The sequence below is a fragment of the Bacillus sp. CGMCC 1.60114 genome (assembly GCF_042676365.1).
Taxonomy (GTDB): Bacteria; Bacillota; Bacilli; order Bacillales; family Bacillaceae_G; genus Bacillus_A; species Bacillus_A rhizoplanae_A.
Genome location: NZ_JBHTHG010000108.1, coordinates 56,595 through 69,349 on the forward strand (window position 1 = coordinate 56,595; position 12,755 = coordinate 69,349).

Annotated in this window: 13 protein-coding genes and 1 riboswitch; of the genes, 8 read left to right on the forward strand and 5 right to left on the reverse strand. The window is 35.2% G+C overall.

The window, feature by feature from the left end:
* Positions 1-171: 171 nt before the first annotated feature.
* The 4 genes from ACFQZ1_RS16645 to ACFQZ1_RS16660 all read left to right on the forward strand — a co-directional run bounded on the left by ACFQZ1_RS16645 (position 172) and on the right by ACFQZ1_RS16660 (position 4,167).
* On the forward strand, positions 172-444 hold the full coding sequence (locus ACFQZ1_RS16645) for an autorepressor SdpR family transcription factor (protein ID WP_377883323.1): 273 nt from the start codon (positions 172-174) through the stop codon (positions 442-444).
* Positions 441-1,076: an SdpI family protein gene (locus ACFQZ1_RS16650; RefSeq protein ID WP_377883324.1), complete on the forward strand. Its 636-nt coding sequence runs from the start codon at positions 441-443 to the stop codon at positions 1,074-1,076. Before ACFQZ1_RS16645 ends, ACFQZ1_RS16650 begins: the two co-directional genes overlap by 4 nt.
* A 387-nt stretch (positions 1,077-1,463) precedes the next feature.
* Entirely contained in the window at positions 1,464-2,234 is a 771-nt protein-coding gene (locus ACFQZ1_RS16655) for an ABC transporter ATP-binding protein (RefSeq protein WP_377883325.1), read from the forward strand.
* Positions 2,221-4,167: an ABC transporter permease gene (locus ACFQZ1_RS16660; protein WP_377883326.1), complete on the forward strand. Its 1,947-nt coding sequence runs from the start codon at positions 2,221-2,223 to the stop codon at positions 4,165-4,167. Before ACFQZ1_RS16655 ends, ACFQZ1_RS16660 begins: the two co-directional genes overlap by 14 nt.
* A gap of 88 nt (positions 4,168-4,255) precedes the next feature.
* Here the strand turns inward: ACFQZ1_RS16660 and fliB are convergent, their stop codons facing one another.
* The 3 genes from fliB to ACFQZ1_RS16675 form a co-directional block, all read right to left on the reverse strand.
* Entirely contained in the window at positions 4,256-5,503 is a 1,248-nt protein-coding gene (gene fliB, locus ACFQZ1_RS16665; RefSeq protein WP_377883327.1) for a flagellin lysine-N-methylase, read from the reverse strand.
* A gap of 424 nt (positions 5,504-5,927) precedes the next feature.
* Positions 5,928-6,458, reverse strand: a complete 531-nt coding sequence (gene hpt, locus ACFQZ1_RS16670; RefSeq protein ID WP_377883328.1) for a hypoxanthine phosphoribosyltransferase — start codon at positions 6,456-6,458, stop codon at positions 5,928-5,930.
* Between the two features lie 212 nt (positions 6,459-6,670).
* Positions 6,671-7,552: a nucleoside triphosphate hydrolase gene (locus tag ACFQZ1_RS16675; protein WP_377883329.1), complete on the reverse strand. Its 882-nt coding sequence runs from the start codon at positions 7,550-7,552 to the stop codon at positions 6,671-6,673.
* Between the two features lie 633 nt (positions 7,553-8,185).
* Here ACFQZ1_RS16675 and ACFQZ1_RS16680 point away from each other — a divergent pair.
* A complete protein-coding gene (locus tag ACFQZ1_RS16680) occupies positions 8,186-8,512 on the forward strand; it encodes a hypothetical protein (RefSeq protein ID WP_377883330.1) in 327 nt (108 codons plus the stop codon).
* Between the two features lie 173 nt (positions 8,513-8,685).
* Here ACFQZ1_RS16680 and thiT read toward each other — a convergent pair whose 3' ends face one another.
* Positions 8,686-9,255 (reverse strand): energy-coupled thiamine transporter ThiT, encoded by a 570-nt coding sequence (gene thiT, locus ACFQZ1_RS16685; RefSeq protein ID WP_377883331.1) that lies wholly within the window; start codon positions 9,253-9,255, stop codon positions 8,686-8,688.
* Positions 9,256-9,340: 85 nt separating this feature from the next.
* A riboswitch (TPP riboswitch) is annotated at positions 9,341-9,442 on the reverse strand.
* A 207-nt stretch (positions 9,443-9,649) separates the two neighbouring features.
* Here thiT and ACFQZ1_RS16690 point away from each other — a divergent pair.
* From ACFQZ1_RS16690 to ACFQZ1_RS16700, 3 genes are read left to right on the forward strand one after another with little or no spacing between them, the layout of a single operon-like run.
* A complete protein-coding gene (locus tag ACFQZ1_RS16690) occupies positions 9,650-9,877 on the forward strand; it encodes a FeoA family protein (RefSeq protein ID WP_154710773.1) in 228 nt (75 codons plus the stop codon).
* A complete protein-coding gene (gene feoB, locus ACFQZ1_RS16695; protein ID WP_377883332.1) occupies positions 9,874-11,862 on the forward strand; it encodes a ferrous iron transport protein B in 1,989 nt (662 codons plus the stop codon). Before ACFQZ1_RS16690 ends, feoB begins: the two co-directional genes overlap by 4 nt.
* A gap of 16 nt (positions 11,863-11,878) precedes the next feature.
* On the forward strand, positions 11,879-12,046 hold the full coding sequence (locus ACFQZ1_RS16700; RefSeq protein WP_377883333.1) for a FeoB-associated Cys-rich membrane protein: 168 nt from the start codon (positions 11,879-11,881) through the stop codon (positions 12,044-12,046).
* A gap of 85 nt (positions 12,047-12,131) precedes the next feature.
* Here ACFQZ1_RS16700 and ACFQZ1_RS16705 read toward each other — a convergent pair whose 3' ends face one another.
* Complete coding sequence (locus ACFQZ1_RS16705) at positions 12,132-12,725, reverse strand: kinase (RefSeq protein WP_377883334.1); 594 nt, start codon at positions 12,723-12,725, stop codon at positions 12,132-12,134.
* Between the last annotated feature and the right edge of the window lie 30 nt (positions 12,726-12,755).

Here is a 12,755-nt window from a genome sequence, read left to right on the forward strand (position 1 = left end):
ACTCCTCCTCTAGCTTTGTGTATGTATAGTGTAACATGTGTTTTCTCAGTTTTCATTATGTCAGAAATACCTATTATACTATACAGAGGGGATGAAATTGACAAATTGGAGAAGTGAATTTAATATTTAGATAAATATCTAAATGTCTAATTGATGAAAGGAAGAAAGACATTGAATCAAGCATTTAAAGCATTGGCAGATCCGACAAGGCGCAAAATTTTAGACCTATTAAAAGAAGGCGATTTAACAGCTGGAGAAATTGCTGAACACTTTAACATGACAAAGCCGAGTATATCGCATCACCTAAGTGCGCTCAAAAACGCAGAGCTTATTCAAGATGAAAAAAGAGGACAATTTGTGGTGTATTCATTAAACACGACTGTTTTTCAAGACTTATTAACATGGGTGTTTACATTTACGAATAAAGGGGAAGAAGCAAAATGAAGAAACATATTTTTGCCATTATACTTATCAGCATAGCGATATTTGCTTGGATTATCTCTTGGCCGCACCTTCCGAATACAATCGCTACGCATTGGAGTGGCGGTACTGTAGATGGTTATTCTTCTAAATTAAATGGAATGTTGTCGATGGTTGGGGTTATGATTGGAACTTATATATTACTCAATGTAGTTCCAAAGATTGATCCTAAGAAAGAGAATTATAAAAAATTCTCGAAAAGTTTTATGATGATCACTTATAGTATCCTCGTTGTATTGTTTATTGGGAACATGGATATCATTGCGACTGGATTAGGCTATGATTTACGAATAAATCGTTTTTCAGAGTTGATTGTTGGCATTTTATTTTTAGTAATAGGCAACTATTTACCGCAGTGTAAACCTAATTTTTTTGTTGGCATTCGTACACCATGGACATTAAGTAATGAAGAAGTATGGCGCAAAACACATCGTTTTGGCGGGAAAGTATTTATTGTTTTAGGAATTATCATGTGCGGAAGTATTTTTGCTCCTGCTCATTGGAGATCATATATCGTACTGACTGTCGTTTTGATTGGAGTAGTAATCACGGTGTTATATTCTTATCTTGCTTATAAGAAAGAGATGAAAATATAAAAAGAAGGTTCTTTTTTGAAAAAAGATGCCCATATTAATATATAGATAAAACGTTATTTTGTAATAATTCTTTTAGGATGGTCCTATAATACAGACCTTATATCAGCAATCTATTTATTATATTTTATGAAAACGGTCAAAAAGAAAAAAGCCACTCTTCCATTGAGAAGAGTGGCTTTTTTCTAACCTTACACAAATGTAATGTTCCTGTAAGAGAAATAGATAGTGGGTCAGCATTGGCGGTGTTATAGTAACAAAGTACTTCATAAAAGAAATTCTAATATAGTTTTTATAGAGATATTACGGCTTATATAACAATCTTGTTTGTGTAGAGAATTTCGATCGAGGCAACAGTATTAATGCGGGATAAAGTGAGGAGTATAGCATATGAAGACAATGTTAGAAGCAAATAATATTAAAAAAGTATATGACACCGGCGGAAATAAATATGAAGCGTTAAAAGGAATTAACTTACAAGTGAAAGAAGGCGAGTTCGTTGGAATTATGGGACCGTCTGGATCGGGGAAAACAACGTTATTAAATGTTCTTTCTACGATTGATAACGCAACAAGCGGTGAAATTTTAATTGATGGAAATGATATTGTAAAAATGAATGATGATAAATTAGCGTTATTTCGCCGTGATCACTTAGGTTTTATTTTCCAAGATTATAATTTATTAGATACATTAACAGTGAAAGAAAATATTGCGCTTCCACTTGCGTTATCAAAAGTAAAAGCGGGTGAAATTGATCGCCGTGTTCTTGAAATCGCAAAAAAATTTGGTATTGATCATATTTTAGACCAATATCCATACCAAGTATCTGGTGGACAGAAGCAGCGCTGTGCAGCTTCTCGCGCTATTGTTACAAATCCAAGTATGATTTTTGGAGATGAGCCAACAGGTGCATTAGATTCTAAGTCTGCAACCGACTTATTGGAGAGCTTGAAAGCATTAAATGAATATGATCGGGCGACAATTTTAATGGTTACGCATGATGCATTTGCTGCAAGTTATTGTCAGCGCGTTATTTTCATTAAAGATGGTGAGTTATATAAAGAACTGCATAAAGGAGAATTAACGCGGAAGCAATTTTTCCAAGAAGTACTAGACGTAATGTCTATCATCTCCGGAGGTGCAGTAGATGACATTATCTAGCATTGCGCTTCGCAATATAAAGCGTAACTTTAAGGATTATGCTTTATATTTTATGTCGATGATTTTCAGTATCGTCATTTACTTTACATTTGCAGCGCTTCAGTACAATACACAAATGGAAAAAGCCGCAGAAGGATCAAAGAAAATTAGCGGTGCATTTCAAGTTTCTAGTGTGATGCTCATTATTTTCGTAGCGGTGTTTATTATTTATTCCAATGGCTTCTTTACACGTAAACGAAAAAAAGAGGTTGGGTTATATTCGTTACTAGGAATTCGGAAATGCCAAATTGGAAAAATGCTATTTTATGAAAATATGTTAATGGGGTTAATGTCCCTAGTAATTGGTATTGTAATTGGCAGCTTATTGTCTAAGGTATTTCTTGAATTACTAGTAAGTTTAATGGGGCTGGATTTACAAGTTCATTTTGAAGTACCGCTGGCGGCGATTATTGATACAGCAGTTGTGTTCTTTGTGCTTATTTTATACACATCGCTGCAAGGGTATCGTTTAATTTATCGATTTAAACTTATTGAGCTATTCCGTGCTGAGCGTGAGGGAGAACAAATGCCAAAAGGATCTATTATTATGGCATGTATCGCTGTATTCTTAATTGGTTCTGGATATTTCTTATCACTTACGTTTACGAAAGCAATTAAATATGCAGACTTCATGATGATTGCATTTTATATTCTCTTTGCAACTGTACTTGGAACGTATTTGTTATTTATGTTCTTTACAGTTGTCATTTTAAAACGCACAAGAAATAATAAATCCTCCTTTTATAATGGAATGAATATGATAACAACGTCTCAGTTGTTATATCGAATTAAAGGAAATGCAAAATCTCTTGCAACAATTGCAATCTTAAGTGCAGTAACATTAACTGCTGTTGGTACATCTGTCACGATGTATTACAACGCATTTACACAAGCGAAAGATTACACACCGTATAGTTTTTCTTATGAGAAAAAGGATGCGGCTTTAGATCAGAAAGTGAATGCGATTTTTGAGGAAGAAAAGAAGCATAACCCGATTACGGATCAATTTGAGATTGAAATGGTGCCGGTGAAAGGGAAGTTTGAAGGCAAAAAAGCCGATATGAGTATGAATCCTCATTATATGGTAACAGAGCAATATCAACTCGTGTCACAATCTGCATTCAATACAATTGCGAACAATATGGATATGGATGCGGTAAGGTTAACTGCTGGAGAAGCATTCGTATTGGATGGTACGTATATTGAAGGACATGAGTTTAGTACAGGATATACAGGAAATAAAGCGGTATTTCCTCTTGGAGATGAAACGAAAGCATTAACAATTAAAGGTGTTGAAGGTCGTAATGTTACGAACTTAGGAGAATTAGTTGTTGTTGTTCCAGATGATGTATACGAACAAGCGAAAAAGGCAGCCGGAACTAGAGTTGTCAAAAATGTTGATGTAAAAAATGAGAAAGACAGTAAAGCATTAACGGAAAAATTAGCAAAGATTATGCCCGAAAAGCCTGAACCTGCACCAGCATTTAGAGACTTCTATACAGGATTTAAAGGCGGAATAGAAGCAACTGGGATGATGATGTTCATCGGTATTTTCCTAGGTCTTGTATTCTTACTTGCAACAGGTTCTATTATTTACTTTAAACAATTAACAGAAGCAAATGCAGACCGGGATCGTTACGTTGTTCTTCGTAAAATTGGAGTAACGAAGCAAGAAATGAAGAAAGCAATTGCAAAACAAATCAGCTTTATCTTTGCCATTCCATTAGTCGTTGGAATTTTGCATAGCTTATTTGCACTAAAAGGATTGTCTAACTTATTACCGTTTGAAATTTTGATTCCATTGTTAATGAGCATTGGAGTATATAGTGTGATTTATATTGGATATTATTTCTTAACAGTTCGTTCTTATTTTAAGATTGTGAGCGGGGAGTAGTAGAAAAAGAGGCTGCCCCAAAAGGTCATTGAATAATGACCTTTTGGAGACAGCTTCTTTTGTTAGCTGCTTTATTCGGACCTTATGTCTAATTCTTCACTAAAATTGCCATATAAGCCATTGTTGTAAGTTCATTTGCATTCAGTAAATCGAATATCCTTTTTAGATAAACATTGTTATGTTCAACTGTTTTTGCGAAAGATTGGATGAGTTTGATCACTAAATCTGTCGTTAATTCTTTATGAAAGCCTGCCATGCCGATTAAATGAAGTTTTATCATTGAATAGTGAATGACTAACATAACATAATCATTGAAAAGCGTTTTGTGTCCAAGCGGGAACAAGTTTTTAAATACATAATTGACTAGGTAGTTTTCTAAAATGTACTCATGTTCTGTCATAAATGGTTCGTAAAATTCTTCATAGGCTTTTTTATAATACGCTGTAACCTCTTCAACAGTTGCTTCTTCTGTATATTGAATACCTTCTAACATCTCTTTTAAACAATCAAGGTATCGTTGATTTGTGATAGATTGGCTAACACGATAATCTACTAATTCTTTACACAATTTCATTTGCAACGCTAACTGAGTAGGTATTTTATCAAGCTGCTCTTTCATTCCTTGATTAGACATCCCATTCGTGAACTGAGCAATGGCATTTGGAATTCCATGAACATCACCTTGATCAATTTGTTTCTGTACCTTTTGATAGAACATTCCTAAAATGATAAGACGCTCCGCTAGAGTATAAGATCGGTCTTGTATAACCTGAATGGAAAAAATACGTAATTCCCAAAAGTGTTTTTGTGGTTTATTAGCGATTTGCAGGGCATCTGTTTTTACATGTTTTCCAATGAATCCACGAGTACTAGCCGGTTCTTCAATCTCATCAAACTCAATTCCATTTGGATTCAAAAGGGCTAAACGTGCGGCTTCAGGACATGACATAGTCGCTGATTTCTCAATTACACCGTTAATACTATTAATAGAGCGAGGATAGACGGTACAAGTATTAGATAAATACTCTTCTCCTAAATTTAATTGAACCTTGCAAAGATTCTCTTCAGATAGGAAGGAACATCTTCCTCCCTTCTCCATTTTAATTTTAGCGTAAGACGTAGAAGAGGAGTTTGAACGTTGTCTTGTTACATTCTTCTTGAAAAGTGGCTTTAATTCTAAATCACGAGACTTTTGATATTTTTTGTAAATATCTTCATCAACATCCACTCTCCATCCAATGCAACAAGAATCTTCACACTCTGATCCTATACAAGAGAACTGTTGCATATAGTGCGGAACAAGCAGCGGTCTATTTTTTGCGTTATTAAGTGTCATAGTACTTGTCTCCTTAGTTATACAATAAAGTGAAACTTCCATCAGTGGGGGGGTTCTTCATCCCCCACTGATGGAAAGCTCTTACCAATTGGGCTCTTACGGGCAGTTATCTCCCACCTATCTTCTTTGTTTTCTCAGAACCTTGAGGTGGGAGTCTTACTGCCCGTTAGTGCGGGATAAACTATTAATTATAGATTAATTGTATATTAAGAAATAGAGATTATCAATGTTGCTCTTTTTTGTCCCGCTATTCGCGAGCGGTAAGATCCCAATCTCAAGATTGAGAGAGAATCGAAGAAGGTAGGTGGGGGAAGAAAACCCCTGCTGATAGAAGTTTCACCTTATTTATATGTAAAAAACGAGGCTGTCCCAAAAGTGACACTTTTGAAACAGCCTCGTTTTTGCTAATTATGGTTGTATCGTATTATTTATCTGTTGCTACAGAAGCGATGTATGGTAAGTTGCGATATTTTTCAGCGCAGTCAATGCCGTAACCGACGATGAATTCATCTGGAATAACAAAGCCAACATATTCAGCTGTTAAATCAACTTTACGGCGTTCTGGTTTATCAAGAAGCGTACAGAATTTTAACGATTTTGGTTTATGCATTAAGAAGTGGTCTTTTAAAAAGTGAAGTGTTAAACCAGAATCAATAATGTCTTCTACGACAATTACATTTTTACCTGTAATATTTACATCGATGTCTTTTAATAATTTCACTTTTCCAGTTGTTGTTGTTTGGTTTCCATAGCTAGATGCAGAAATAAAGTCGATTGTTACATCGTTTTTTATGTGACGAATTAAATCCGCTGCAAAGACGAAAGAACCTTTTAATACAGCAATAACAAAAATTTCTTCTCCTTCAAAATCACGTTCGATTTGCATAGCAAGCTCTTTTACTTTTTCTTGCAGCTGTTCTTGTGAGAGTAAAGTATCTTTAATTTGAATATCCATCAAAATCCTCCTACATTGTAAAACTTATGAACAGTTTGACTGTAAAGGATTGACGTGAAAAAGTCAAAAAAGAGAGGGGGATTTATTTTAAATAGAAGGAATAAGAAATTATAGTAGATTGAAATAGTAGATACATTATGCGAAGACTTGTAGATGAAGGAACACCCAGAATAAAAACTCTCTTGTCATAAACAAGAGAGTTTCCTAGTTTATTAGTTTATTTCACCTATCCAAACACCATTGTCTTGGAATGAATGCCATTTTCCATTAATGGAGTGTTTGCCCGTTACCATTTTTCCATCTTGCTCTAAATAATACCAAGCGTCATTCCAATGTAACCAGCCTGTATGCACTATGCCATCTTTATTTGCAAAGAGCCACTCTTTTGCATATTGTCCCCATTGATTTATAAGCAGAACGCCATTTTCGTCAAAGAAATAACGGTTACCATCAATAGAATATGTACTATCTACCATTCGTCCCTCATCTAAATAGTACCATTTCCCGTTTTCTTGTAACCATCCATTTTTAGCTGCGCCATTCTTATCGAAATAGTACCATGACTTTTCTACTTTCACCCAACCAGTAGCCATTTGCCCGTCTTTATGAAAGTAATAAGTTTTACCATCAATAGTGTGTAATCCAACTGTCATTCTTCCTTTATCAGAGGAGTCTAAATAGTACCACTTTCCATTTTCTTGTAACCAACCAGTTTTAGCTGCACCATTTTCACCAAAGTAATACCAAATGTTTCCGTCCGGGTTAAGGATCCACCCTTTTGCCATTTTCCCATTATTATAAAAGTAGTAAGTGTTATCGTCTTCGTCTACAACAGCCATGCCCGCTGCCATGGCGTTACCAAGAAAATCAGGGAATAGATACCATGCATCTCCATCTTTAAGCCAACCCTTTTTCTTCACACCGTTTTGATCATAGTAATACCACTGATTATTCTCTTGTACCCAACCAGTTTTTTTCACAACTTGCATTTCTTTTGGCGCATTATTTTTCACGCCTACATTTTCTTCTGCTTTAGCAATTGTTGGAACGATTAACATTGTAGATAGTAAAACTGGTAAAATAGCTTTCTTCATTTCTCTCATCCCCTATTTATTTGATTATTACGAAAATTAATTTAGAATTAATTTCCACATCAGTTATACTATTACAATGCAAATGTATTTTCAATAGTTTTTGTAATGAAAATGAAATATTTTTTTAAATATTGTAACATTAAATGATTTATTGTAATAAATAATCCATTTTATTACAGAATATTAAAGTAAAATGGAGGTAAGGTTTATCCCGCTATTTTTGGGCAGTAAGACCTCCATCTCAAGATTTAGAGAAAAGCAAGAAGGAAGATGGGGGATAACTGCTGGCATGTACCTGATTGGGCGGGCTTTCCATCAGTGTGGGGATTACTGATGGAAGTTTCACTTTATTAGTCTCTGGCTTTTTACCTAAAAGTAATACGTATTTCATTTAGAATCACCCTAAACAATTGTTAGTTTGATAGTGATATGATGGTGTCCTTTAGCTAAGTAGGTATTAATACAATATATAAACGTTATATTTTAATTAATTATAAAACCTTACAAAATTGTAAGGTTTTTTGTAAGGTAAATCGATAGTTTGTAATGCCCTTTTTGTATACACTACGTATATGTAAGGCACACACATTTTAGGGAAATAAGGCAGTCACTAAAACAGAAAGGAGTAGGGGAATGGAGAGGCACTCGGCGGCTCTTTCTTTATTATTAGAGAATGATATGATTATGTTAGCTAATAATGAAGGTTATAAAACTGTAGTTGATCGGCAAGAAGTATGGGTAGATTCACATAATAAAATTGTGTGGTACAAGTGGAATGAGTGCTATAAAGAGAATATAAAGCAGCACATAGGGTATGATATGCATAGAGTTGTTTTATGGAATGAGATGAAATCTTGGATTCATAAACATAACGGTAAAAATGAACGAGAGAGCAGCCGAGAGATAAATGCACTCCATTTTCAAACTCCTGAAATTGTAAGACACACAGATTCACATTAAGAAAGTAACTTGGAAAACTAGGGCACAGAAAAAGAGCAGGCCGCTTATAGAAGCAATCTGCTCTTTTTCTATTACCCTGCATGAACGAGTAGTAAGTCTTCCTCAAGATTCTATGAAGTTAAAGAAGATAGGTGGGGAATGAAGAAAGCCCCACTGATGGAAGTTTCACTTTATCAAGCGCGCTGTGCAATGAGGCGCGGTGTGGTTGTAAATAAAATAACAAGTAGAACCGCACATAATATGAAAGAACCAATCATTGTGCTGCCGTTTATAATGAAGGAATATAAAACGGCTGATTGTCCTTTTGGTGCATATTGACCAAAGAAAACAACGCCGGCAATAAAGTGCCAGAAGTAACGAGCTAGGCTGCCAACAAGTGTAGCGATAATGATATACATGATTGCTTTTGTTTTTTGTCTATTGGTAAGTGCTTGTTGGATTGGTGTATGAAATAATCCAGCAAAACCGATAAAAGCAAATGCAATGAAGTATTCAATAAACGCTTGTACAGGCGTTAAAATGTATGCATCTCCTACGACAATTTGTAGTAATCCCCAAACGAGACCACTTAAGAAACTAGCTTTAAATCCCCAGCGGTAAGCGACAATAAAAATTGGAATCATAGCAAATGAGATAGAACCGCTTGTTGGAAGTTTAATAGATAGCGGTAAAATGTCGATGATTAATGCAAGTGCGGCAAGAATCGCGGCCTCTATCATGGCTTGTAAATTTGTGTTGCGCATTTATATTTCCCCCTACATCCAAGTTATAAAAAAGAATCATTATCATAGGGGACATGAGATATACAAATTATAAATAACTATTTATGTATATACGTTTGCACAATTCCTGCGCTAGCATTAACTAACAGGTTCAAAGGGTCGGAACGATGTGTTCCCTCTCAGCGACGCGGCTCCCCCTGTGACAACGAGATTCTTAGATTATTAATAGTATTGTAAACGAAAATGGATAAGAATGACAAATATATTTTAGCATAGCTATGTTATATAAGATAAAAATGATAACACCGTACAAAATAGTGAAAAATTCACATAATATTGTATAGTCTTTCCTATAAAATTCATGTTATAATTGATATTGATAATAATTATCGTTATCGTCTGAGGGGGAGAAATTATGAACTTAGTTGATATGAATATAGATGAAAAAGTACGTGTGAAAGATTTACAATCTCTTGATAAATTATTAAAACGTCGTTTAGCTTCATTTGGATTTGCTGAAGGATGCGAACTTTGTGTAAAACAAAAGGCAATGTTTAATGGTCCGTGTACATTAGAATGCCGCGGACAATTAATCTCTATTCGCCATTGTGATGCGAAAATGATAAAGGTGGAATTAGCGTGAGTAAGGTTGCTTTACTAGGGAACCCAAATACGGGGAAAACATCATTATTTAATGCGCTAACTGGTTCTTATGAATATGTAGGGAACTGGAGCGGAGTAACTGTAGAAAAAAAGATTGGTAAGTTAAAAGATAAGAAGGGAACTTTAATAGACTTACCAGGTGTATATAATTTAAACCCTGTGTCACGTGATGAAGGGGTTGTTACACAATTTCTATTAACAGAAGAATTTCATCATATGTTAAACATTGTAGACTCTTCTCAATTCGAACGTAATATGCATTTAACTTTGCAATTATTAGAATTTGGTAAGCCGCTCTCAATTGGTTTAAACATGATAGATGTTGCCAGGCAGCGTGGAATTCTCATTGATGTGAAGAAACTAGCTGAAATGCTAGGTGTAACAGTTATACCGGTTATTGCGAGGAGCGGAAAAGGCTGTGAGGAATTATTAGCTTCTCTTCATGAAAGTGATAACAGAGAACAGAAGCCATTTATTCTTTCTTATGGTAAAAAGGTAGATACAGGAATCCAGCAAGTTATGGATAAATTGCAACAAGCGAATTATGAGCATCCAAGATGGCTTGCACTTCAATTTTTAAGTAATAATGAAGTAGTAGACCAAGAATTAAATCAATTGCCTATTTATCAGGAACTTGTAGCGATTCGCTCTGCAGTAGAAGCGGAACTAGACGTAACGCTGGAACAGCATATGTACGGAGCACGTGCAGCGTATATTGAAAAGTTGAAAACAAGTGTCATTCGTCATGAGAAAGAAGGAAGCATTCCTTTTTCTGAACGAATTGATAAATTAATTACGCATAAAATCTGGGGACTTCCGATCTTTTTAGGGATCATGTATTTCATTTTTCAGGTGACGTTTTCGTGGATTGGAACACCTTTATCTGATCAGCTTGATGCATTTATCGGCGGACCGTTCACAGATTGGGTAACAACAGCTCTAACTAATATGGGAGCATCTGAATTCATTCGAGCGCTCATTACAGATGGAGTAATTGCCGGTGTCGGTGCGGTAATCGTATTTGTTCCACAAATTTTTGTATTGTTCTTCTTTATTTCATTATTAGAAGACTCTGGATATATGGCGCGTATTGCCGTTGTAATGGATCGTATTATGGAGTTTTTTGGACTAAATGGAAAAGCGTTTATTCCAATGATCATCGGGTTTGGTTGTAACGTACCAGGCATTATGGCCACAAGAACGATTGAACAGGAGAAAGAGAGACTGCTTACGATTTTAGTAACACCATTTATGTCATGTTCAGCACGTCTACCTGTATATGCATTATTTGCTGGGGTCTTTTTCCCGCATAGTCAAGCGATTGTTGTGTTCTCTTTATATGTCATTGGTATTGTCCTTGCGCTATTGGTTACAAAGATTATGTCTATTACGGTTTTAAAAGAAGAGAAATCTATTTTTGTAATTGAACTTCCGCCTTATCGCGTGCCGCAAGCAAAAACGTTATGGCGCAGTACGTGGGAAAAAGGAAAAGGATTTGTGCGTAAAGCAGGTACATTTATCTTTGGTGGTTCTGTTGTTATTTGGTTATTAAACTACGCTGGCCCATCGGGATTTGGTGTAAAGATGGGAGATAGTTTCCTAGCGATGATTGGTGGCGTCGTGGCTCCAATTCTAGCACCACTTGGCTTTGGAACATGGCAAGCAGCTGCATCACTAATAACAGGATTTTTAGCAAAAGAAGTTGTTGTTTCCGCAATGGCGATTATTTATGCTGTGAATGAAGATGCATTAGGGAACATAATCGGTACTCATTTTACAGCATTATCAGCATATGCATTTATGTTCTTTATCTTATTATATGTACCATGTTTAGCAACAGTTGGGGTCATTCGCCGTGAAACAGGATCTGTTAAGTGGACTATTTTCTCTGTTGTTTATCCGCTTGTTGTTGCGTATGTACTAACACTAATTGTATACCAAGTTGGATCTATGATGGGATTCTAGAAGGAGATGTATCATAATGATAGTCAATATTTTAATTGGAGCTGTCGTTTTTGGATATGCTGGATATACGTTAATTAACTTTGTAAAGAGAAGTAAAAAAGGGAAATGTGCAGCGTGTTCTCTTAATAAATCATGTGAGTCCAACGTTTGTAGCCCTGATATGAAGCAGGCAGTGAATAAGTAGTACAGAGATTCTTAGATAATATATAGAAACGCATGGAGAAATGATCCATGCGTTTTTTTATGTTTTTTAGTAGTTTAATATTATATTATCCCTGTAAAACTAAATCAGCAATTTTTGTAGGGAATTCTGTATTTACATAAAATTCTTCTGCTTTCCAATACCTATTTTGAAACTTAGAAATGTTTTGTTGCGTATGTTCACTTTCACGAAGAAATCTCTTATTTCGCGGGCAGTCTAAATACACTACATAATCATAGAAGTTTCTCCACTCTTTACGTTGAAGAAAAACACCTTCTATTACGATTACACAAGTATTAGGAAGTTTCATATTCTTCATACTCTGTGTATCGGATTCGTTATCATAAAAGGGTAGAATAAGATCGTTCGAAAATCTGAGTTTATCGAAAAAATGATCACGTAACCAAGTAGTGTCCCACTGTAAATGATAATATTCATACCATTCTGCATGCCCAGTATTGTAACGTTTTTTACGCTCGACAATGTGGTCATCAATATGAAAGACATAGAAAGGGATATTCTTTTCTTTTACAGCCTCGCTAAGTTTTTTCACAAGTGTTGTTTTACCAGATCGGCTTAACCCATCTATACCTAAAATAAATCGACCATCTATCTCAAGGTTTGTAATTAAATGTAAGAGAGTTATGGAATTATCTTTCAAGGTATTATCATCTCCTTTGAAAAAGTTATT

Excerpts from the sequence above, each read along its gene's own strand:
- ACFQZ1_RS16650 (WP_377883324.1), top strand. The coding sequence starts at position 441 with ATGAAGAAACATATTTTTGCCATTATACTTATCAGCATAGCGATATTT.
- ACFQZ1_RS16655 (WP_377883325.1), top strand. The coding sequence starts at position 1,464 with ATGAAGACAATGTTAGAAGCAAATAATATTAAAAAAGTATATGACACC.
- ACFQZ1_RS16660 (WP_377883326.1), top strand. The coding sequence starts at position 2,221 with ATGACATTATCTAGCATTGCGCTTCGCAATATAAAGCGTAACTTTAAG.
- fliB (WP_377883327.1), bottom strand. The coding sequence starts at position 5,503 with ATGACACTTAATAACGCAAAAAATAGACCGCTGCTTGTTCCGCACTAT.
- hpt (WP_377883328.1), bottom strand. The coding sequence starts at position 6,458 with ATGGATATTCAAATTAAAGATACTTTACTCTCACAAGAACAGCTGCAA.
- ACFQZ1_RS16675 (WP_377883329.1), bottom strand. The coding sequence starts at position 7,552 with ATGAAGAAAGCTATTTTACCAGTTTTACTATCTACAATGTTAATCGTT.
- ACFQZ1_RS16680 (WP_377883330.1), top strand. The coding sequence starts at position 8,186 with ATGGAGAGGCACTCGGCGGCTCTTTCTTTATTATTAGAGAATGATATG.
- thiT (WP_377883331.1), bottom strand. The coding sequence starts at position 9,255 with ATGCGCAACACAAATTTACAAGCCATGATAGAGGCCGCGATTCTTGCC.
- ACFQZ1_RS16690 (WP_154710773.1), top strand. The coding sequence starts at position 9,650 with ATGAACTTAGTTGATATGAATATAGATGAAAAAGTACGTGTGAAAGAT.
- ACFQZ1_RS16700 (WP_377883333.1), top strand. The coding sequence starts at position 11,879 with ATGATAGTCAATATTTTAATTGGAGCTGTCGTTTTTGGATATGCTGGA.